Below are 21,481 nucleotides of genomic sequence, written 5' to 3'. Positions count from 1 at the left end.
AGGGAGCGGAAATCAGCGCATCTCCGTGCAGGACATTTCCTACAGGCAATAGGGAGCGCGCTTGCATCCGGAAACGGTTCCGGCCTCCGTTGCAAGGCGTCGATGCAGCGAAGATCGGGCCTCCAATTTCCTCGCTCACGGAGCACCTGATTCGATGATGACCGCCACGATCACGCGCCCTGCACCTCGATGCGCCGCTGCATGCGCCCTCGCCGCCTCGCTCCTGCTGGGCGCGTGCACCGGAACCAGCGAGGCCCAGCGCCAGGCCACCGCCAGCACGCCGCCGCCCTCCGATTGCACCGCCTGGGTCGGTGCCGACCGCAACGCCATGATGGGCGGCTATCTGCTGCCGCAAGGCCAGAAAAACAGCACAGGCACCAAGGTCTGCGTACCGGTGCTGACGACAGCCAACCGCGCGCCAGCCGGCTACGCGGGCGGCGACTATCACATCGGCGAATTCACCGACGACAAGCTCAAGGCCCGCTGGCGCGCCTGCAAGGAAGACCCGGCCTGCTTCAAGCGCATTGACGCGCAGATGCAGCGCTGGCTGCCGCCCAACAAGGAGCGCGCCACGCGCTCGACCGGCGTGGTCGACCCTTCCGGCAAGATCGATCCGGACGGCCAGGTCGACCTGAAGCAGATTCGCCGGCCCGCCTTCTTCGCCAAGGCGCCGTACCGCGAGGGCATCGCGGAGGCCGACGCCCGCACCTACATCGTCGAATTCACCGCGCCGCGCGACACCTTCGAGCGCATCGACCTCAAGATGACCGGCGACATCAAGCTGCGCGGCTGGTACATCGAAGGCGCCGGCGTCGATGACGGCAAGGGCAGGAAGGTGCGCGCGCTGGCCATCATGGCGCCGGGCGGCGGCGGGCAGCTCACGGCCATCCAGCATCCGGACGAAGCTGCGTACCGCATTGACGAGAAGACCGGCAGGACCGTGCCCATCAGTTTTCCCAACGCGACCACCGAGACCATGGGCCAGCGCTGGTGGCGCGAGAACCTGTACGCGCTCAACCAGGCCGGCTTCGACGTGCTGGCCTACGACCGGCGCGGCGAGGGACTGTCGGGCGGCTTCAGCGACACCAACACGCTGGAGCAAGGCGAGGACGTGTTCCGCGCGCTCGCCGCCCTGGACACCGGGCGCGGCCTGCGCATCCTCACGCCGAAGGGCGAGGTGCTCGAAGGCAACGCCACCCGGGGCCGGCTGCTGGCGGGCATGGCGTCGAGCGAAATTCCGCTGGTGCTCGGCGGCTATTCGCGCGGCTCGATGTCCACTGCGTGGGCCATGACCCGCAACTACGTGGCGCAGTGCAGCTTCGACATGCCCGAGCCCAACTGCACGCCGCCCAAGGGCCTGCGGAACATCCGCGGCGCGATATTGCTGTCGTCGTTCGCCAGCGGCGCGGGCTACGTGGGCGATTCGCCCGACCTGGCCGATCGCAACCTGTTCCTGGGCGGCATGGCGGCCGAGCACCACATCGCGTTCTATCCGAACTCGTCCACGCTCGCGGGCATGGACCGCTGGCCGGCGGCCTTCTTCGGCAAGGGCCTATGGGACCGCGCGGAAACGCTCGAAGGCACGGTGGCCGCCTACAACCGCATCCGCGGCGTGAAGGAGATCGTGCTGGCGCGCGGGCCGCATTCGATCGAGACCTGGCCCGCCTCCGACCAGGCCTACCTGCGCGAGCGCATGGTGGTGTTCGCGAAGGCGGTGATCGTCGGCGGGCGTACCATCCCGGGCGCTCGGCCCTGGAAGGACTTCAAGTCCCTGGTCGCAACCACGCCTGACTCGTGGGAGCCGTCGTCGCGGCCCAAGGCGCCTTGAGCGGCCACCGCACGCGCGTGCCGGGGGCGCCCGTCACGGCCGGGTTGAAAACCTCCGGCACGCCGCCACCTCCTCTGGGATCCAGGCGACTGAAAGAGGTGCTCCATGGGCGCGCGCGACGAATTCATTCTTGACTCCTACTCGGCCACCGTCACGCGGGTGGCGCACACCGCCAGCGCGGCGGTCGCGCACATCAAGGTCCGCAAGGCGGCTCAGCGCGGCAACGCAGCCTCCCACGGCAGCGGCTCGGGCTTCCTGTTCACGCCCGACGGCTTTTCGCTCACCAACGCCCACGTGGTCGAGGGCGCAACCGAGTTGCGCGCCGCGTTCGCCGACGGCACCGAAAGCATCGCGCGCCTGGTGGGGCTGGACGCCTCGACCGACATCGCGGTGCTGCGCATCGAGTCGCACCCGGGGGCTTTCCTGCCGCTGGGCAGCTCGGCCACCCTGCAGCCCGGCCAGCTGGCCGTGGCGGTCGGCAACCCGCTCGGCTTCGATTTCACCGTGACCGCGGGCATCGTGAGTGCGCTGGGGCGCAGCCTGCCGGCACGCGGCGGCCGGATGATCGAGGACGTGATCCAGACCGACGTGGCCCTCAACCCCGGCAACTCGGGCGGCCCGCTGCTCGACAGCGCGGCGCAGGTGATCGGCGTGAACACGGCGGTGATCCCGTCGGCGCAAGGCCTGAGCTTCGCGGTGGCCATCGACACCGCGCGCTGGGTGGCCGGCGAGCTGATGCGCCATGGCGCAGTGCGCCGCGGCAAGCTGGGCGTGCAGTGTGCAGCGGTGGCGCTGCCCAGGCGCTGGGTGCGCGAGAACGAATGGCCCGTGGCCACCGGCGTGCGTGTGGTCGAGGTGGTGGCCGGCTCGGCCGCGGCGCGCGACGGACTGCGCAGCGGCGACATCCTCATCGGATGCGACGGGATACCGCTTGCCCAGCTGTCCGACCTGCTCAAGCGGCTGGCGGGCGAAGGGTACGGGCGGCCGCTGCTGCTCAAGCTGCTGCGGCCGGTGGCCGGGACGCTGACGCCGTTCTACATCACGGTATCGCCGGCAGGCTGAGATGAAGACCGGCCGGCGCAACGACAATAGGCGCCTGCAGCGAAGCACCCGTCCAGGAGAAAACCTTGTCCACCGTCACCATCACCCCTCAAGTCAACGCCGGCAACGACGCCCCCTTCGTCCTCTTCGGCGGTGTCAACGTTCTCGAATCGAAGGACCTGGCACTGCGCTCCGCCGAGGAGTACGTGCGTGTCACGCAGAAGCTGGGCATTCCCTACGTCTTCAAGGGCAGCTTCGACAAGGCCAACCGCTCCTCCATCCACTCCTACCGCGGTCCCGGCCTGGATGAAGGCCTGAAGATCCTGCAGGCCGTGAAAGACAGCTTCGGTGTTCCCGTGCTGACCGACGTGCACGAGATCGCGCAGGCAGCGCCTGTCGCCGAAGTGGTCGACGTGCTGCAGCTGCCCGCCTTCCTCGCGCGCCAGACCGACCTCGTGGTGGCGCTAGCGAGGACCGGCCGCGTCATCAACATCAAGAAGCCGCAGTTCCTGAGCCCGTCGCAGATGCTCAACATCGTCGAGAAATTCAAGGAGGCCGGCAACGACAAGCTCATCCTGTGCGACCGTGGCACCTGCTTCGGCTACGACAACCTCGTGGTCGACATGCTGGGCTTCGGCGTCATGAAGAAGGTCACGCAGAACCTGCCCGTCATCTTCGACGTGACCCATGCGCTGCAGCAGCGCGAAGCCGGTGCCGCCGCGTCGGGCGGCCGCCGCGAACAGGTGGCCGACCTGGCGCGCGCCGGCATGGCGGTAGGCCTGGCCGGTCTTTTCCTCGAAGCCCACCCGGACCCGGCGCAAGCCAAGTGCGACGGCCCGAGCGCGCTGCCGCTGGACAAGCTCGAACCGTTCCTGGCGCAGATCAAGGCGCTGGACGATCTGGTCAAGTCGTTCGCACCCCTGAATATCTGAAGAACCCATCTTGTCATCCAAAGTCTCCCGCATTGCCCTGTCGGCTTCGGCCGCCGCCATCGGCGGCATCGCGGCGTACTGGACCCTCCTCGCGACGCGCCAGGGGCACATCCTGTTCAACGCCCGCAAGCTCCCCGTCGTCCACCTGTCGGACGACTTCTCCACCTACTCCCACACCGTGCCGGGCGGGATGGTCCGCGGGTATGTCTACCACCCCCAGGGTGAAGACACGCTGCAGGACCTGTTCGTCTATTTCGCCGGCCGCGGCGAGGACGTGCGCGCCACCGCGCAGATGCTGCACTGGCTGCCCAAGGGCTTCGGCTTCGCCGCGATCAACTACCGCGGCGTGGCCGACTCGCAGGGCCATCCTTCCGAGATCGCCTCGGTGGAGGACGCGGCCCAGTTCGCCAACCACCTGCGCCGGGCCTTTCCGCAGGCACGCCTGCACGTCGTCGGCCGCAGCCTGGGAACTGGCGTTGCCATCCAGCTGGTGGCGCTGCAGGACTTCGAGAGCCTGCAGCTGGTGACGCCCTACGACTCGATGCTGGAGATTGCGAAGAAACGGTTCCCGCTCGTGCCGCTGTCGCTGTTGCTGCGGCACCAGTTCAACTCGCTGGAGCATTCCAAGGAAGTCGCCGCGAAAACCCAGGTGCTGCTGGCAGAGCACGATGACGTTGTCGTGCCCGAGCGCTCGCAAAAGCTCATCGCCGCATGGCCCACGCCGATCAGCGTGCAGACGATTCCGGGGTCGAACCATCACAGCATCATGGGGCTCGAAGCGACCTGGCTTCATCTCATCGACTTTGCGTTGACGGCGATTCTTCCGGAGCCGAAGGCGGCTTAGGGCTTGCAGGCCCGGCTTTCCTATACGTACTTCAAGAGAATCCTCGCGAGAGCTTCGGGGGCCAGCCGCGGAACATCGTGTGCGCATTCGAGGCGATGCGTGGCCCATTCAGGGTCCAGCCGCAGGCGTTCGTACAGCTCGACGAATGGGCTTCCTTCCCAGCCGCACGCGGCGATGAAGGCTTTGCTGCGGACGTTGCGCCAGTTGCCGGTCAACTTGATCGCCTGCAGGAAGGTAGCGATCGGATGGGGACGGCATCGCCTGTCGAGATGGGCCGGCGGCGCGCAAGTCAATCCATCCGCAGCCGCGCCCGCTATGAAACGCTCCCGGTAGCTCGGTGTGGCGAGCGCCCAGACCGATGCACCGTTGTCCGGCACATAGGCATCGGCGTAAACGATGGCCTTGATGCGCGACGGCTCCTTGTCCGCCGCGCCGGTGATGACCATTCCCCCATACGAATGACCGACGAGAACGGCACTCGCATCGCGCCCGCGAACCGCTTGGACCACCTCGTCGATATGACTGTCGAGATTGGCGCCATCCGCGGGCTCGTCGCCCAGTCCCGAGAGAGTGAGCGCCTGGACTTCATGGCCTGCGCCTGACAGCGCATTGCCGACAGCCTCGAATGCCCAGGCCCCGTGCCAACCACCTGGCACCAAAATGAATCTTGCCATCCAGTTTGTCCTCTCGGATACGGCTGCAGAGCAGGCGCCGGGCCATCGGCCGCAGCAATTTCGCCGTGCGCACATTGTTGCTTGGGGATCGTGTTCGCGCCAAGCTCGGCGCTGACCGGGATGCGAGGGCTCCTGTCCCCGCGACATGCCAGCAAGCAGCACCGGCTTGCGTTGACACGTTCAATCCCGTACGCTGGCTTGGCGTCCACGCGCAGCACCCGAGCCCTCGCGGGCCGCCGGACCGGCCTTGCGGACGTGAAGGAGTCCACGCCATGCCAAGCCGATCGAACGGCCCCACGGCCGAAATGGAAGCAGTGCGAACGCTGGCGCTCGTCGGTGCCGCCGCAGCCGGCAAGAGCTCCCTTGCCGAGGCCTTGCTGCACAAGGCTGGCGCCATCGCAGCGTGCGGCAGCATCGAGCGCGGCAGCACCGTCAGCGACTACGACCCGCTGGAGCGCCGCATGCTGCACTCGCTCAACGCATCGGTGATGCACCTCACGCATACCGGCACGCGCGTCCACTTCATCGACACGCCCGGCGGCCCCGACTTCCTTGGCCAGAGCCTGCCGGCGCTGGAGGCGGTCGAGACGGCGGCGGTGGTCATCAATGCCGCCACCGGCATCGAGCCGATGACGGTGCGCATGATGGAGTACGCGGCCTCGCGCCACCTCGCCCGCATGATCATCGTCAACAAGATCGACTCGCAGGGCGTCTCGCTGGCGCGCCTGCTGGCCGACATCCAGGCCACCTTCGGCCGCGAATGCCTGCCGCTGAACCTGCCCGACGGGGTCGGCAAGCAGGTGGTGGACTGCTTCTTCAACCGCTTCGGGCAGTCCGACTTCGGCCCCGTCGAAGCAGCGCACCGCGCGCTGGTGGAGCAGGTGGTCGAGGTCGATGCGGCCTTCGTCGAGCGCTACCTGGAAGAGGGCGACATGGATCCGGCCGAGCTGCATGCGCCGCTCGAACAGGCGCTGCGCGAGGGCCACCTGATTCCGGTCTGCTTCGTCTCGGCGCGCAGCGGCGCGGGCGTGGCCGAGCTGCTCGACGTGATCGTCAGGCTGCTTCCCGACCCCGCCGAAGCCAACCCGCCGGACTTCCTGGTCGGTGAAGGCGCGGATGCCAAGCCGATGCAGGCCAGGCCCGATCCGTCGCTGCATGTGCTGGCGCATGTGTTCAAGGTCATGGGCGACCCTTATGTCGGCAAGCTCGGCATCTTCCGCGTGCACCAGGGCACGGTCGCGAGCGACAGCCAGCTTTACATCGGCGACGGCCGCAAGCCCTTCAAGGTGGGCCATCTGTTCATGCTGCAGGGCAAGGACCACGTGGAGGTGTCGCGCGCCGTGCCGGGCGACATCGTGGCGGTGGCGAAGATCGAGGAGATCCACTTCGACGCCGTGCTGCACGACGCGAGCGAAGACGACCACGTCCATCTCGCGCCGCTGGAGTTTCCTGTGCCGGTGCACGGACTCGCCGTGGAACCCGCACGCCATGGCGACGAGCAGCGCACCTGGGAGATCCTCGGCAAGCTCGCGGCCGAAGACCCCTGCCTGCGCATCGAGCACGTGGCCGCCACCAACGAAACGATCCTCTACGGCCTCGGGGAGCTTCACCTGCGCACGGTGCTCGAGCGCCTGCGCGAGGTGTACCGCTTCGAGGTCCGGACGCGGCCGCCGCGCATCGCCTATCGCGAGACGGTGGCCGCACCGGCCATGGGCCATCACCGCCACAAGAAGCAGACCGGCGGCTCCGGCCAGTTCGGCGAAGTCTTTTTGCGCATCGAGCCGCTGGCGCGCGGCGCCGGCTTCCAGTTCGATGACGAGGTCAGGGGCGGCGCGATACCGAGCCAGTTCATCCCCGCGGTCGAGAAAGGCGTGCGCGAGGTACTGCTGGGCGGTGTGATCGCCGGCTACCCGGTGGTCGACGTGCGGGTGGTGGTGTACGACGGCAAGCACCACAGCGTCGACAGCAAGGACATCGCCTTCGCGACTGCGGGCCGCAAGGCCTTCATGGCGGCAGTCCGCGAGGCCAGGCCGGTCGTGCTGGAGCCGATCGTCCAGATCGAGATCGTCGTATCCGAGCATTCCGTGGGCGACGTCACGAGCGACCTGTCGTCGCGGCGCGGCCTGGTCACGGGCACGTCGGCCATGGGAATCGGCAGCGTGGTCGTTCGCGGGCAGGTGCCGATGGCGGAGCTGGCCAGCTACCAGTCGCGGCTGAATGCGATGACCAGCGGCCAGGGCCGCTACACCATCGCGCTGTCGCACTACGAAGCCGTGCCGCCGGCAACGCAACAGGCGCTGATGGGCCAGTTCCAGGTGCGCGACGAGGCTTAGCCCAAAGCGTCGTTCACCTGCTCGCGGAACTCGCTCAGGCTGACTGCGGCGCCGATTTCCCGCGGCAGCGCATCGCGCACCGAGAACACGCCGAGCACCTTCGCTCCCGCCACCAGCGGCAGGTGGCGAAAGCCGCGCTCGAGCATGAGCACCACGGCATCGGACACCAGCGTTTCAGGCGGCACGCAGATCGGGTTGGGCGTCATGACTTCGCGCACCGCGGTGTGATCGGGATCGAGTCCCCGGGCCAGCACCCGGGTCATGAGGTCGCGCTCGGTGAGGATGCCCAGCAGGGTGTCCGGCAGCTCCATGACGAGCACGCTGCCGCAACTGGCCCGCGTCATCACGCAGGCAGCGTCGCGCACGCTGGCCTGCGGGCCCAGGCTGACCACATGTGCGCGCGAGATGGATTGGAAAACGGTGCGCTCGGCCATGGTGCGCCCTCCGGAAGTAGCGTGAATGGTGCCGCCGGCTTTCGCTCAGCGCAAGGAGTCGTTGAGCCGCTCCAGCGCCTCGGCGCCGGGGCACAGATGGGCCGGCCCCAGCGCGTTGAGCGGCCGGTCGCTGGTGTTGAGCGCCGTGTGCAGGTCGGTGGCCAGCGGATCGACATAGAGCAGTCCGGTGACCACTTCGCCCATCTCCTGGTGCCGTTGCATGTAGGCCATAGCGGCATAGCGGTCGCCGGGGTTGTAGTCGGAATGCAGGCTGCGCAGGCGCAGCAGCGTGCCGTCGTGCTGGCGCACGTCCACCACTTCGCCCGCCCCCATGTCGACGGTGATTTCCTCCCGCCCGCTGATGAAGTCGATGCGGCTCACCGCCTCGTTGTGCTCGCGCACGTAGTCGTAGCTCTTGGTGCTGCCGGGGTGGTTGTTGAAGGCCACGCAGGGGCTGATCACGTCGATGAAGGCAGACCCGCCGTGGCTGATCGCGCCCTTGATGAGTGGCACAAGTTGCGCCTTGTTACCCGAAAACCCCCGCCCCACGTAGCTGGCTCCCAGTTGCAGCGCCATGGCGACAAGGTCCACCGGGCTGTCGCTGTTGACGACGCCCTTCTTGCTCCTGGAACCCTGGTCGGCGGTGGCCGAGAACTGGCCCTTGGTCAGGCCGTAGACGCCGTTGTTCTCCACGACGTAGGCCATGCGCACGCCGCGCCGCATGGCGTGGGCGAACTGTCCCAGGCCAATGGACGCCGAATCCCCGTCGCCCGAGACACCCAGGTACAGCAGGTCGCGGTTGGCCAGGTTGGCGCCGGTCAGCACGCTGGGCATGCGGCCATGGACGGTGTTGAAGCCGTGCGATGCACCGAGGAAATAGTCCGGCGTCTTGGAGCTGCAGCCGATACCCGAGAGCTTGGCCACGCGATGCGGTTCGATGTCCAGCTCCCAGCAGGCCTCGATGATGGCGGCGGAGATCGAATCGTGGCCGCAGCCGGCGCACAGCGTGGAGATCTTGCCTTCGTAGTCGCGCCGCGTGTAGCCGACCTTGTTGGTGGTCAGCGTCGGATGGCGCAGCCGGGGCTTGGCGAGATAGGTCATGCAAGTTCCTTCGTCCCGGTGCTGCCGGATGCATGCGTCTGCACGTGCGAGCTGATCGCCTGCACGATGAAGCGCGCGGTGATCGGCGTGCCGTCGAAATGCAGCACGCGCACGAGCCGGGCGGGGTCGGCGTCCAGTTCGTTGACCAGCAGGCTGCGCATCTGCGCGTCGCGGTTCTGCTCGACCACGAACACCTTGTCGTGCTGCGCCAGGAACTGCACCACGCTGTCCGGAAAGGGAAAGGCGCGCAGCCGCAGTGCATCGAGGTGGATGCCGCGCTCTTCCAGCGCCTGCAGCGCCTCATGCATCGACGGGCTGGTCGAGCCGAAATAGATCACGCCGAGCGCGGTCTTTTGGGCGGCAGGCCGCAGCACCGGCTGCGGCACCAGCGTGGCCGCGGTCGCGAACTTCTTCAGCAGCCGCTCCATGTTGTAGATGTAGTCGGGGCCGCGCTCGGAATACCGGGCATAGGCGTCGCGCGTCGTGCCGCGCGTGAAGTAGCTGCCCTTGGTCGGGTGCGTACCCGGCAGCGTGCGCCACGGAATGCCGTCGCCGTCCACGTCCTTGTAGCGGCCGAAGTCGCGGCCCGCCTCGAGCTCCTCGGCGCTCATGACCTTGCCGCGGTCGTAGGCCTTGCTGTCGTCCCAGGCGAAGGGCTTGCACAGGCGCTGGTTCATGCCGATGTCCAGGTCCGTCATCAGGAACACCGGTGTCTGCAGCCGGTCGGCCAGGTCCAGCGCCGCCGCCGCTTGCTCGAAGCATTCGTGCGGGTCTTCGGGGAACAGCAGCACGTGCTTGGTGTCGCCGTGCGAGGCATAGGCGCAGGACAGGATGTCGGCCTGCTGCGTGCGCGTCGGCATGCCGGTGGAAGGGCCGCCGCGCTGCACGTTGATGAGCGTGATCGGGATCTCGGCGAAGTAGGCCAGCCCGATGAACTCGGCCATCAGCGAAATGCCCGGCCCCGAAGTCGCCGTGAAGGCGCGTGCGCCGTTCCAGCCGGCGCCGACCACCATGCCGATCGAGGCCAGTTCGTCTTCCGCCTGCACGATGGCGAAGCGGTGCTGGCCCGTGGCCGGGTCCACGCGGAATTTCGCGCAGTACTTCTGGAAGGCCTCGGCCACCGAGGACGACGGCGTGATCGGATACCAGGCCGCGACCGTGGCGCCGCCATACACGCAGCCCAGCGCCGCGGCACTGTTGCCGTCCACAAAGATCCGGTCGCCCACCCGGTCGGCGCGCCGCACCTGCAGCCCCACGGGCTCGCGCAGGTTCTCCCTCGCGAAGTCGCAGCCCAGGTGCAGTGCCTGCACATTGGAGGCCAACAATTTTTCCTTGCCCTTGTACTGCTCGCCGAACAGCTTCTCGACCACTTCCGGCTCGATGCCGAGCAGGATCGCCAGCGCGCCCACATAGACGATGTTCTTGAACAGCTGGCGCTGGCGCGGGTCCTGGTAGACCGCGTTGCAGATCTCCGTCAGCGGCATGCCGATGACGCGGATGTCGTCGCGGAACTTCGATGGCGGCAGCGGCCGCGTGCTGTCGTAGAAGAGATAGCCGCCGGGCTCCAGTTCGGCCACGTCGGCGTCCCAGGTCTGCGGGTTCATCGCCACCATCATGTCGGTACCGCCACGCCGCCCGAGATGGCCCTGCTCGGTCACCCGCACCTCGTACCAGGTCGGCAGGCCCTGGATGTTGCTCGGGAAGATGTTGCGCGGGCTCACCGGCACGCCCATGCGCAGGATGGCCTTGGCGAACAGTTCGTTGGCCGAGGCCGAACCCGAGCCGTTGACGTTGGCGAACTTGATGACGAAGTCGTTGACCGCCTCTATCTGCTTCATGCTCATGCGGCCACCCCCTGCCCTGCCGGCGTCATCTTCAGCAGGAACTTCTGCATGTCCCACGCGCCGGTGGGACAGCGCTCGGCGCACAGGCCGCAGTGCAGGCAGACATCTTCGTCCTTGACCATCACGCGGCCCGTCTTGAGCCCGCCGGAGACGTACAGGTCCTGCGCCAGGTTCAGTGCCGGCGCCTTGAGCCGGGGCCGCAGTTCGGCTTCGTCGCCGTTGTCGATGAAGTTGATGCAGTCCATCGGGCAGATGTCCACGCATGCATCGCATTCGATGCAGGCGGCCTCGGTGAACACGGTCTGCACATCGCAGTTCAGGCAGCGCTCGGCCTCCTTGAAGGCGGTGGCGGCGTCGAAGCCAAGCTCAACCTCCACACGGATGCTCGCCAGCGCCATCTCGGCCTTGGCCCACGGCACCTTGTAGCGCAGGTCGTTGGAGGTGTCGTTGCCGTAGCTCCATTCGTGGATGCCCATCTTCTGCGACACCAGGTTGGTCATGGGCGCGGGCCGCACATACACCGGTTCGGCACGCAGAAGCTTGTCGATCGACACTGCCGCCTCGTGCCCGTGGGCCACGGCCGTGATGATGTTCCTGGGCCCCAAGGCCGCATCGCCACCGAAGAACACGTTGGGCACCGTCGACTGGAAGCTGGTCTTCTCGAGCACCGGCAAGCCCGACTTGTCGAAGTCGATGCCGCTGTCGCGCTCGATCCACGGAAAGGCGTTTTCCTGGCCCACCGCGACCAGCACCTCGTCGCATTCGAAGTACGCGTCCGGTGCGCCCGTCGGCACCAGCGTACGGCGGCCCTGGCTGTCGTATTCGGCCCGGACGATTTCGAAGCGCATGCCCAGCAGCTTGCCCTCCTCGTGCACGAAGGCCTTGGGCACATGGAAGTCGATGATCGGAATGCCTTCGTGCTGGGCATCTTCCTTCTCCCAGGGCGAGGCCTTCATTTCGTCGAAGCCGCTGCGCACGATGACCTTCACGTCGGTACCGCCCAGGCGGCGTGCCGACCGGCAGCAGTCCATCGCCGTGTTGCCGCCGCCCAGCACGATCACGCGCCGGCCGATGCTGCTGACGTGGCCGAAGGACACGGAGTTCAGCCAGTCGATGCCGATGTGGATGCCGGCCGATGCCTCCCGGCGCCCGGGAACGTCCAGGTCGCGCCCGCGCGGTGCGCCGCAGCCGACGAAGATCGCGTCCCATCCCTGCGCCAGCAATGCCTTCATCGAATCGATGCGCTCGCCGCCGCGGAATTCGACGCCCAGGTCGAGGATGTAGCCCGTCTCTTCGTCGATCACCGACTCCGGCAGGCGAAAGCGCGGTATCTGCGTGCGGATGAACCCGCCGGCCTTGGCCTCGCCGTCGAACACCGTCACTTCGTAGCCCAACGGCGCGAGGTCGCGCGCCACGGTGAGCGAGGCCGGCCCCGCACCGACGCAGGCGACCCGCTTGCCGTTCTTCGGTTCGGGCTTCGGCATGCGCGCGCGCACGTCTTCCTTCATGTCGGCCGCCACGCGCTTGAGGCGGCAGATCGCCACCGGCTCGGGCTCCTTCGTGTTGCCTTCTTCCACCCGCCCGCGCCGGCAAGCCGGTTCGCAGGGACGGTCGCAGGTGCGCCCCAGGATGCCGGGAAAGACGTTGGAGACCCAGTTGATCATGTAGGCGTCGCCGTAGCGGCGCTGCGCGACCATGCGGATGTATTCAGGGACGGGGGTATGCGACGGACAGGCGTACTGGCAATCGACAACCTTGTGGAAGTAGGCCGGATCTGCAATGTTGGTGCGTTGCAATGCGTGTCTCCTGGCAAGCCTCCCTCGACCCCGGAGGGGCCGGCATGCGGCTTTGCCGCCAGTATGCGCCGCACTGGCGGGCGCACGGCCTTGGTGGAATCCCGCAGCGCTCCGGGCTATGCCTCGGTGGCCAATCCCCGCATCGATGCTGGCAATGCGTGTGCGCCCGGGCCTGCGCTATCCCTTCGCAACGATCACGTGCGCCTGTATCTTGCCGGCCACCGGGCCTTCGCCATGGCGGCTGGCGATCGCCTGCGTTGCGCGGTCCGTCGCGAGCTGAAGCAAGCTGGCGTCGCGCGCCTCGATTTCGTTGCGCAGAGGCGTTCCCTGGCAATAGGCGGTGGCGACCTCGCGTGCCGAGGGCGCGCGACTCACCTCCTCGCGCGTCTCGATCTCGATGCCGGTGAACCCTGCGCGGCTCACATCCTCTCGGATCAGTGCGACATCGTGATAGCCGTGCGGCGTGCGGGCAAGGAATCGCGGAGGGTCGTCCGGAAACATCGCGGCAACGGCGTTGGTGACATCGTCGGCAAAGGCGTTCTCTTCGATGCGGTCCCAGACGTTGAAGACGAAGCGCCCGCCAGGCCTCAGCACGCGACGCGCCTCGGCGTAGCCGGCGACCCTGTTGGGGAAGAACATCGCGCCGAACTGGCAGCAAACGACATCGAACGAGGCATCTTCGAACGGCAGGCCGAGCGCATCCGCCTGCCGCCATTCGATGCGGCCGTCGGGGCCCTGGCGGGCGGCAGCATAGTCGAGCATGGGCTGGTTGAGGTCGCTCACCACATAGCGTGCGTCGGCGCGGAGTCTTGGTGCAAGCGCACGCGTGACCACGCCGCTGCCGGCGGCCGTCTCAAGCACCGCGCCGGGCGAGAAGGCAGCGACGCGTTGCGCCATGTCGGCGGCATAGGCCTCGAAGATCAGGGGGACCATCAGCGTGTCGTAGAACTTCGGGATCGAACCCGCGAACACCTTGTCGCTCTCAGCCATGGGATCTCCTTGAAAGCTCCGAACGGCGCCTTGAGCTTCCGTTCCCGAGCGGGCCAGTCCTCCCCGACGAGTCCGCCGCCTGGTGGGACACCCGCGACGACCCGCCATGGTGGACGCGCCTGCCGGCCTCGTCAACGTCGTCGTCCTGCGGACTGCCCCTCAAGGTAACCTGTCGCCATGGATTCCCTCATCGCCGCCTCCGCCCGCGCCCTTGCCGCCGGCGATGCACTCGGCGCCCTCAAGCGGATCGCCCTGCGCGACGATCCGCCGGCGCTGGCCCTGCGCGGCATCGCCATGGCGCAGCTCGGAGAACACCCCCGCGCACGCGAGTTGCTGCGGCGCGCCGCGCGCGACTTCGGCGCCCATGAAGAGCTGTCGCGCGCCCGCTGCATCGTCGCCGAGGCCGAGGTCGCGCTGGCCATGCGCGACCTCGGCGGCTCCCCGCGCCCGCTGACCGCGGCGGCAGCCACGCTGGAGGCGCACGACGATCACGCCAACGCATTGCAGGCGCGGCTGATCGCGGCGCGCAGGCTCCTGCTGCTCGGCCGCCTCGACGAAGCCGCCGCCGCACTGCTGCACATCGATGCGCGCGGCCTGCCGCCAGCGCTGGGGGCGGTGGCCGAACTGACCTCGGCCGAACTGGCGCTGCGCTCGCTGCGCATCGGCCCGGCCCAGGCCGCACTCGCCCGCGCACACGAAGCGGCCGGCCGCGCGCGCGTGCCCGCGCTGCTGGCCGAGGTGGCAGAGGCGCGTGCGGCCTTCGAGCGACCCGCCGCGCGGCGCCTCTTCGCGGGTGGCGAGCAGGCGCTGCGCCTCGACGAAGTAGCCGCCCTCCTCGCCTCGAACGCGCTGGTGGTCGACGCCTGCCGCCGGGGTCTGGGCGCTGGCGGCGCCTGGCTGCCCCTGGCTCGCCGGCCGATCCTGTTCACGCTGGCACGCGCGCTGGCAGAAGCATGGCCCGCAGACGTCGACCGCGAAGCCTTGATCGCATCCGCCTTCCGCACCCACCGCCCCGACGAAACGCATCGCGCGCGGCTGCGGGTCGAGATCGGCCGCCTGCGCGCGCTCGCCACCACGCTGGCGGGCATCGAGGCCACGCCGCGCGGCTTCGTGCTCAAGCCGCATGGCGAGCGCACCGTCGCGCTGCTGGCACCGCCCATCGACGGAGACCAGGCCTCGCTGGTCGCGTTGCTGTCCGACGGCGCGGCGTGGTCGACCTCGGCCCTGGCGCTGGCGCTCGGGGCCAGCCAGCGCACCGTGCAGCGCGCCCTCGCCGAACTGGAGGCCGAAGGACGGGTGCGCTCCATCGGCCAGACGCGGGCGCGCCGCTGGCTGTCGCCGCCGCTGGCGGGATTCACGACGATCTTGTTACTCCCCGCTGCGCTGCCGTTTGAATAAAGTTGTCTCCAGGCGCCGATCCACGGCGCTACAGGAGCCAACAATGACCAGCAGGAAGAGCAAGGACACCACCCAGCCCACGGTGCGGCCGGCCGAGATCGTGCGCGAGTACGGCCCCTTCGGCGGTTCCGGCAGCATCGCCGGCGTGACCCATGACGGCCAGCGCGTCTGGGCCGCCACCGGCACCAAGCTGGTGGCCTTCGACCCCGCCAGCGGCGAGACCACGCGCACGCTCGATGCCGCCTGCGACGCCGGCACCGCCTTCGACGGCACACACCTCTACCAGATCGCCGAGTCGCGCATCGACAAGATCGACCCCGCCACCGGCAAGGTGCTGGCGTCGATCCCCACACCCGGCCACGGCTACGACTCGGGGCTCACCTGGGCCGAAGGCAGTCTGTGGGTGGGGCAATACCGCGACCGCAAGATCCACCAGATCAACCCCGAGACCGGCGCCATCGTGCGCACCATCGAGTCGAACCGCTTCGTCACCGGCGTGACCTGGGTCGACGGCGAGCTATGGCACGCCACCTGGGAAGCCGAAGAAAGCGACATCCGCCGGATCGACCCGCAAAGCGGCGCCGTGCTCGAGCGGCTCGAGATGCCGCGCGGCGTCGGCGTGAGCGGGCTCGAATCCGACGGGGCCGATCTCTTCTATGCCGGCGGCGGCGAGAGCGGAAAGGTCCGCGCCGTTCGCCGTCCCCACAACCCTACGGAGCACTGACATGACCGGCCTCGCCACCACCGCCAAGAACCCCGCCATCGAACCGGGCCTCGCCAACCATCCCGTCGTATCCGGCGAACGATGGCTCGCCGAGCGCAAGGCATTGCTGGCGCGCGAGAAGGAGCTCACGCACCTGCGCGACCAGATCGCCCGCGAGCGCCGCGCGCTGCCGTGGGAGCGCGTGCAGAAGAACTACCTCTTCGACACGCCCGCCGGCCAGCGCACGCTCGCCGGACTCTTCGAGGGCCGGCGCCAGCTGCTGGTGCAGCACTTCATGTTCGGTCCGGGATGGGAGCAGGGCTGCCAGAGCTGCTCCTTCATGGCGGACCACACCGACGGCATGAACGTGCACCTGGCGCACCGCGACATCACGCTGGTCGCCATCTCGCGCGCACCGCTGGCCGAGATCGCGCGCTTTCGCGAGCGCATGGGCTGGCAGTTCAACTGGGTGTCGTCGAACGGCAGCGACTTCAACCGGGACTTCCACGTCAGCTTCTCGCCCGAGGAGCGCGCCGGCGGCGAGGTCTACTACAACTACGGCATGCAGCCCTTCCCGCAGGAGGAAGCGCCCGGCGTCAGCGTGTTCTACAAGGACGACGCAGGCGAGGTGTTCCACACCTACTCGACCTTCGGCCGCGGCGTGGAAGTGATGATGGGCGCGTACAACCTGATGGACCTCATGCCGGAGGGCCGCGGCGAGCGCGACGTGCCCTACAAGATGGAATGGGTGCGCCACCACGATCTGTACGAACCACAGCCCGATGCGAAGGCTGCCGGGTCGTGCTGCTCGGAACACAGCTGAAGCGCGAGCGGCCCCGGCGCGTGGAGACAACATCATGGCAAGCCTCTGGCCATGGCTGGCGGTCGCGGGGGTCGGCGCCCTTCACGGGCTGAACCCCACCACCGGCTGGATGTTCGCCGCCGCCCGGGGCGTGCGGTCGCGCGACCGGACGAAGGCGCTGCGGGCCCTGCTGCCGATCGCCATCGGACACGCCGCATCGGTCGCGCTCGTGGCCGCCGCAGTGGCGCTTGGCCTGTCGATGGGCGGCGTGATGCTGCAGGTGCTGGCGGGCGGGCTTCTTGTCGCCGTCGCGGTGCATCACCTGCGGCGCCGCAATGCAGGGCATGCGCGGGCAGCGGCCGGGAATGCCGGGCTGGCACTCTGGTCTTTCATGATGTCCACCGCGCACGGCGCGGGGCTGATGCTGGTGCCGGCGCTGATCCCGCTGTGCATGAGCGGCGCACCGGCAGCCCGCGAGATCACCGCGTCGGGCTCGCTGCTGCTGGCGCTCGCGGCCGTCGGCGTTCACACCGCGGCGATGCTCGCCGTCACCGGCGTGACGGCCATTGGTGTTTGCCTGGGCTTCAACGCCGTCCGTGCTACCTCCGCTCCTTCGGCAGGCGAAAATCCGGCGACAGACGGTCTGGCGCGCCGGCGTCGGTTCGCCCCGAACCGGAACTAGCGGGCGGCCGATCCGCGAGCGCCGCTGCCCTTGCCCGCAATGACAAGCCCCGCGCTCTCGACGAATCCGTGAATCAATTTCAGCCGCGGCGACGCGCGCGGCCACAGGACGCCGAAGCGCCGGGTCTCCGAGGGCAATGGCAGTGGAATCTTGGCGACCCGCTGCCCCTCCAGCAGCGGCGATGCGATGTCGGGCACGATCGACACGCCAAGGCCGCGGTCGACCATCATCGCGATGGCCAGCAGTGAACTGAGCTCGAAGCGCTCCTGCGGAACGATGCCCGCCGCGCGCAGGTAGCGGTCGGCCTGCTTGCCGCCGCCGAGATTGCGGTCGTAGCGGATGAGCGGTGAAGTTCGCAGCAGCCCGTGCGGGTCGCGCCGCGCGAGCCGACTGGGCGCGAGCAGCACCAGCGGCTCCTCGCGCAGCAGCGCCCAGTCGAAGGTCTTCGCGAGCGCGAACGACGGATACAAGCACACGGCCGCATCGAGTTCGCCCTGCTGCATCGACTTGTAGAGCGTGGCGGTGGTGCCCGACTGCAGGAACACCTTGACGCCCGGATGCGTCTTCACGAAGCGCGCGAGGATGTCCGGCAGCAGGCTGTGGATGGCCGTATTGATGGTGCCGATGACCAACTCGCCGCTGGCTGCTTCGCTGCCGAGCATCGCCTTGATGTCGCTCACATCGCGCAGCAGCGTGCGGGCCCGCTGAACCAGCCGGTGCCCCGCCTCGGTCGGCTGCACCGTGCGGCCGGCGCGCGCGAGCAGCGGCGCGGCGAGTTCGCGCTCGAGCGCGCGGATCTGCTGCGCCACCGCGCCGGGCGTCAGGTCGAGCCGGCGTGCGGCCTCCGACATCGAGCCCGATTCCACCACCAGAAGAAAGCTTTGCAGGTAGGCCGTTTCCATGAAGATAGATTTTCTACGATGTGATCGCAGGAAGCAGCTGTTTTTCTCCTCTCACGAACTGCGGACACTGCATCCATGAGAAGCAAACTCTTCGTTCCCGGCACCCGCCCAGAGCTGTTCGCCAAGGCACTGGCCAGTGCAGCGGATGCCATCTGCCTCGACCTGGAAGACGCGGTGTCCGAGCCGCGCAAGGACGAGGCACGCGAAACCGTGCGCAAGTTCCTCGAAAGCGGCGAAGCGGCGGCGTCGCACAAGACGCTGATCATTCGCATCAATGCCATGGACACGCCGCACTTCGAGCGCGACGTAGCAGCGGTGGCGCAGGCCGGCGTGCACCTGATCAACTTGCCCAAGCCGCAGAGCCCGGCGCATGTGCGCACGGCGGCCGAAGCCATCGAGCGCGCGGAGCGGGCCAACGGTGTGCATGCGCCCATCGGCTTGCTGCTGAACATCGAGACACCCGCTGCCCTGCGCACGGCCGCCGAGCTCGCACTGGCGCATCCGCGCGTGGCGGGGTTGCAGCTGGGGCTGGGCGACCTCTTCGAGCCGCTGGGCATCGCGCGGCGCGAGCCCTCCGCGATCCGGCAGGCAATGTTCGCGGTGCGCATCGCGGCCGGCGAAGCGGGCCTGTATGCCTGCGACAGCGCCTTCGCCGACATCCGCGACGCCGAGGGCTTTCGCGCCGAGGCAATGCTCGCGCGCGACCTCGGCTTCCTCGGCAAGACCTGCATCCACCCGAGCCAGATCGCCATCGCCAACGAAGTGTTCCGACCGACCGACGAAGAAATCGCGCACGCCCGCAAGGTGGTCGAGGCGGCGCAAGAGGCCGATGCCAAGGGCGTCGGCGCCTACGTGGTGGACGGAAAGATGATCGACATCCCCTTCGTGATCCGCGCGCGCGCCATCGTCAAGAGCGCACGCAGCTCGGGGCTGTTGCCTGGCTGAGCTTCCCTATTCGAAAAAAGAACCGGAGACAAAAAATGCGTATCCCTTCATTCATTCGTCCGCTCGCGCTGGCCTCGGCCGTCGCACTCGCCGGCACCGCGTTCGCACAGGCCGCCTATCCCACCAAGGCCATCACGATCGTCGTGCCCTACCCGGCCGGCGGATCCAACGACACCTTCGCGCGCCAGGTTGCCAAGGAGCTCGGCGATGCGCTCAAGCAACCCGTGATCATCGACAACCGCCCCGGCGCGAGCGGCAACACCGGCACCGGCCAGGTGGCCAAGGCGGCGCCGGACGGCTACACGCTCGTGGCCGTGTCCTCCAGCATGACGACCAATGCGGCCGTGCAGTCGAAGCTGCCCTTCGATCCGGTGAAGGGCCTCGCGCCCGTGGCCATGTTCGCCAAGGGCCCGTTCATCGTCGCGGTCAACAACGAGTTTCCCGCGAAGACGCCGGCCGAGCTGATCGGCGCCATCAAGGCGAAGCCGGGCCAGTACAACTACGCCTCGTCGGGTTCGGGCAGCGTGAACCAGTTCGGCACAGAGCTGCTCAAAGCCAAGGTAGGCGACCTGCAGATCGCGCACATCCCCTACAAGGGCATGGGCCCGGCCGTGACGGACCTGGTCGGAAACCAGACGCAGCTGCTGATTTCCAGCGGCCCCTCGCTGCTGCCGATGGTGCGTGCCGGCAAGCTGCGCGCCGTCGGCATCACGAGCCTGAAGCCCAGCCCCATCGCCCCCGATCTCACGCCAATGGCCACGGCCGTGCCCGGCTACGAGTTCGAACTCTGGTGGGGCCTGCTGGCACCGGCGGGCACGCCGACCGACGTGGTCGCGAAGCTGAACGGAGCCGTCAACCAGATCCTGGCAAGGCCGGAGATCAGCGCCAACTTCCTGCGCGAAGGCGCCATCGCCACCCCGCTCACACCGGCGCAGTTCGGCACCGTCATCGCCGAGGACGTGGAGCGCTGGAAGAAGCTGGCGAAGCAGCAGAACATCACCGCCGATTGAGGAAAGAAAGAAGGAAAGAAAAGCCCATGAGCACCACCGTCCCCGACGACGCGTCCCTGCCTGTCCGCCAAGGCCCCTCCGGGCCGTTGAGCGGCTTGCGCGTGCTCGACCTGAGCGCCTACATCGCAGGCCCCTACGGCTGCTCGCTGCTGGCCGACCAGGGCGCGGAGGTCATCAAGATCGAGCCGCCCACCGGCGACAACCTGCGCAAGTACCCGTCGTCGCTGGAGGCCGAGAGCCGCGCGTTCGTCGGCGTCAATCGCAGCAAGCTGGGCGTGGTGCTCGACCTCAAGAACCCGCAGGACCTTGCCGCGCTGATGGCGCTGGTGCGCACGGCCGACGTTCTGGTGCACAACTTCCGCCCCAGCGTGCCGCCGCGGCTGGGCATTGCCTACGACCAGCTGAAGGCCGTGAACCCGCGCCTCATCTACTGCGCCGTGACGGGCTACGGCGAGACGGGGCCGCTGCGCGAGAAGGCCGGCTACGACCAGGTGCTGCAGACCATGACCGGCATGTGCGCACTGCAGGGCAAGCGCGGCGAGCCGCCCGAGATCATCTACGGCTCGGTGGTCGACTACTACGCGGCCGCGCTGGTGGCCGCCGGCGTCGCCTCGGCGCTGTACGAGCGCGAGAAGAGCGGCGAAGGCCAGTTCGTCGGCGTGTCGCTGCTGCGCTCCGCGCTCACGATGCAGTCGGCGCGCATGGTGTGGGCCGAGGGCGAGCCGAAGGACGTGGGACGCGACATGCGTTCGGGCGGCATCACTGGCATCCACCCGACCCGCGAAGGGCACATCTACATCTCGGCCAACACGCCGCATTTCTGGCAGGCGCTGTGCGCCAAGGTCGGGCTGCAGGAGCTGGCCAACGACGAGCGCTACGACTCGGTGCGCAAGCGCGCGCAACATTTCGCGGAGATCGTTCCGAAGCTTCGCGCCGCGCTGGCCGAACGCACCGCGCTCGAATGGGAAGAACTGTTCGGCGAGGACGTGCCCTGCGCCGCGGCCCGCACGGTGGAAGACATGTTCGACGACGAACAGGTGCTGGCCGAGGACATGGTCGCGAACTTCGCGCACCCCACGCTGGGCTCCTACCGCGGCTTCACCCGTCCCGTGAAGTTCGGCCGCACGCCCGGCCCCGAACCCTTCGCGGCGCCCACACTGGGCCAGCACACGCAGCACGTGCTGACCCCGAAAGCGGCCGCCAGCCGCACGGGCGACTGAGC

At 68.3% G+C, this 21,481-nt stretch carries 19 protein-coding genes; 12 read left to right on the top strand and 7 right to left on the bottom strand.

The features are described 5' to 3' along the window. Positions 1–154: 154 nt before the first annotated feature. The 4 genes from PMI12_RS13235 to PMI12_RS13220 all read left to right on the top strand — a co-directional run bounded on the left by PMI12_RS13235 (position 155) and on the right by PMI12_RS13220 (position 4,645). The gene (locus PMI12_RS13235) at positions 155–1,828 is read left to right on the top strand and encodes a hypothetical protein (RefSeq protein WP_007833070.1); all 1,674 of its coding nucleotides are present in this window, start codon (positions 155–157) and stop codon (positions 1,826–1,828) included. Positions 1,829–1,933: 105 nt separating this feature from the next. After that, the gene (locus PMI12_RS13230) at positions 1,934–2,890 is read left to right on the top strand and encodes a S1C family serine protease (RefSeq protein WP_007833069.1); all 957 of its coding nucleotides are present in this window, start codon (positions 1,934–1,936) and stop codon (positions 2,888–2,890) included. A gap of 65 nt (positions 2,891–2,955) precedes the next feature. Further along, complete coding sequence (kdsA, locus tag PMI12_RS13225) at positions 2,956–3,801, top strand: 3-deoxy-8-phosphooctulonate synthase (RefSeq protein ID WP_007833068.1); 846 nt, start codon at positions 2,956–2,958, stop codon at positions 3,799–3,801. 10 nt (positions 3,802–3,811) lie between these two features. After that, complete coding sequence (locus tag PMI12_RS13220; protein WP_007833067.1) at positions 3,812–4,645, top strand: alpha/beta hydrolase; 834 nt, start codon at positions 3,812–3,814, stop codon at positions 4,643–4,645. Positions 4,646–4,665: 20 nt separating this feature from the next. On the opposite strand, the gene PMI12_RS13215 is transcribed toward PMI12_RS13220, so the two are convergent. Next, entirely contained in the window at positions 4,666–5,319 is a 654-nt protein-coding gene (locus tag PMI12_RS13215) for an alpha/beta fold hydrolase (RefSeq protein ID WP_007833066.1), read from the bottom strand. Between the two features lie 272 nt (positions 5,320–5,591). On the opposite strand from PMI12_RS13215, the gene fusA reads away from it, so the two are divergent. Then, the gene (gene fusA, locus PMI12_RS13210) at positions 5,592–7,652 is read left to right on the top strand and encodes an elongation factor G (RefSeq protein WP_007833064.1); all 2,061 of its coding nucleotides are present in this window, start codon (positions 5,592–5,594) and stop codon (positions 7,650–7,652) included. On the opposite strand, the gene PMI12_RS13205 is transcribed toward fusA, so the two are convergent. The 5 genes from PMI12_RS13205 to PMI12_RS13185 all read right to left on the bottom strand — a co-directional run bounded on the left by PMI12_RS13205 (position 7,649) and on the right by PMI12_RS13185 (position 13,817). Next, positions 7,649–8,086: a CBS domain-containing protein gene (locus PMI12_RS13205; protein WP_007833062.1), complete on the bottom strand. Its 438-nt coding sequence runs from the start codon at positions 8,084–8,086 to the stop codon at positions 7,649–7,651. The two genes, fusA and PMI12_RS13205, sit on opposite strands and share 4 nt — an antisense overlap. Before the next feature lie 45 nt (positions 8,087–8,131). Further along, positions 8,132–9,187 carry a 2-oxoacid:ferredoxin oxidoreductase subunit beta gene (locus PMI12_RS13200; RefSeq protein WP_007833060.1) on the bottom strand — a complete coding sequence of 352 codons (1,056 nt, stop codon included), beginning with the start codon at positions 9,185–9,187 and terminating at the stop codon, positions 8,132–8,134. Then, positions 9,184–11,025 (bottom strand): 2-oxoacid:acceptor oxidoreductase subunit alpha, encoded by a 1,842-nt coding sequence (locus PMI12_RS13195; protein WP_042673326.1) that lies wholly within the window; start codon positions 11,023–11,025, stop codon positions 9,184–9,186. The genes PMI12_RS13200 and PMI12_RS13195 overlap by 4 nt, the downstream gene beginning before the upstream one ends. 2 nt (positions 11,026–11,027) lie before the next feature. After that, positions 11,028–12,827, bottom strand: a complete 1,800-nt coding sequence (locus PMI12_RS13190; RefSeq protein ID WP_007833056.1) for an FAD-dependent oxidoreductase — start codon at positions 12,825–12,827, stop codon at positions 11,028–11,030. Between the two features lie 177 nt (positions 12,828–13,004). Continuing rightward, positions 13,005–13,817 (bottom strand): class I SAM-dependent methyltransferase, encoded by an 813-nt coding sequence (locus tag PMI12_RS13185; protein WP_007833054.1) that lies wholly within the window; start codon positions 13,815–13,817, stop codon positions 13,005–13,007. A gap of 177 nt (positions 13,818–13,994) precedes the next feature. Between PMI12_RS13185 and PMI12_RS13180 the strand changes: the two genes are divergently transcribed. Genes PMI12_RS13180 through PMI12_RS13165 form a run of 4 tightly spaced genes read left to right on the top strand, consistent with a single transcriptional unit; the run spans position 13,995 to position 17,402 of the window. Further along, positions 13,995–15,215, top strand: coding sequence for a hypothetical protein (locus PMI12_RS13180; protein WP_007833052.1), 1,221 nt, complete (start codon positions 13,995–13,997; stop codon positions 15,213–15,215). Between the two features lie 43 nt (positions 15,216–15,258). Continuing rightward, a complete protein-coding gene (locus tag PMI12_RS13175) occupies positions 15,259–15,939 on the top strand; it encodes a Vgb family protein (protein ID WP_007833049.1) in 681 nt (226 codons plus the stop codon). Between the two features lies 1 nt (position 15,940). Further along, positions 15,941–16,741 carry a DUF899 domain-containing protein gene (locus PMI12_RS13170; RefSeq protein WP_007833047.1) on the top strand — a complete coding sequence of 267 codons (801 nt, stop codon included), beginning with the start codon at positions 15,941–15,943 and terminating at the stop codon, positions 16,739–16,741. 34 nt (positions 16,742–16,775) lie between these two features. Then, positions 16,776–17,402 (top strand): hypothetical protein, encoded by a 627-nt coding sequence (locus tag PMI12_RS13165; RefSeq protein ID WP_007833045.1) that lies wholly within the window; start codon positions 16,776–16,778, stop codon positions 17,400–17,402. Here the strand turns inward: PMI12_RS13165 and PMI12_RS13160 are convergent. Further along, a complete protein-coding gene (locus PMI12_RS13160) occupies positions 17,399–18,304 on the bottom strand; it encodes a LysR substrate-binding domain-containing protein (RefSeq protein WP_007833043.1) in 906 nt (301 codons plus the stop codon). The two genes, PMI12_RS13165 and PMI12_RS13160, sit on opposite strands and share 4 nt — an antisense overlap. Positions 18,305–18,379: 75 nt before the next feature. Here PMI12_RS13160 and PMI12_RS13155 point away from each other — a divergent pair, with 75 nt between their 5' ends. The 3 genes from PMI12_RS13155 to PMI12_RS13145 are packed head-to-tail and all read left to right on the top strand — an operon-like array spanning position 18,380 to position 21,479. Continuing rightward, on the top strand, positions 18,380–19,249 hold the full coding sequence (locus tag PMI12_RS13155) for an HpcH/HpaI aldolase/citrate lyase family protein (protein ID WP_007833041.1): 870 nt from the start codon (positions 18,380–18,382) through the stop codon (positions 19,247–19,249). 35 nt (positions 19,250–19,284) lie between these two features. Next, complete coding sequence (locus PMI12_RS13150) at positions 19,285–20,259, top strand: tripartite tricarboxylate transporter substrate binding protein (protein WP_007833039.1); 975 nt, start codon at positions 19,285–19,287, stop codon at positions 20,257–20,259. 26 nt (positions 20,260–20,285) lie between these two features. Beyond that, the gene (locus PMI12_RS13145; RefSeq protein WP_007833037.1) at positions 20,286–21,479 is read left to right on the top strand and encodes a CoA transferase; all 1,194 of its coding nucleotides are present in this window, start codon (positions 20,286–20,288) and stop codon (positions 21,477–21,479) included. The last annotated feature ends 2 nt before the right edge of the window (positions 21,480–21,481 follow it).

Source organism: Variovorax sp. CF313 (assembly GCF_000282635.1).
In the GTDB taxonomy this organism is placed as follows: Bacteria; Pseudomonadota; Gammaproteobacteria; order Burkholderiales; family Burkholderiaceae_C; genus Variovorax.
Note: the sequence above shows the minus strand (reverse complement) of the source record. Positions and strands in the feature narration are given on the sequence as shown.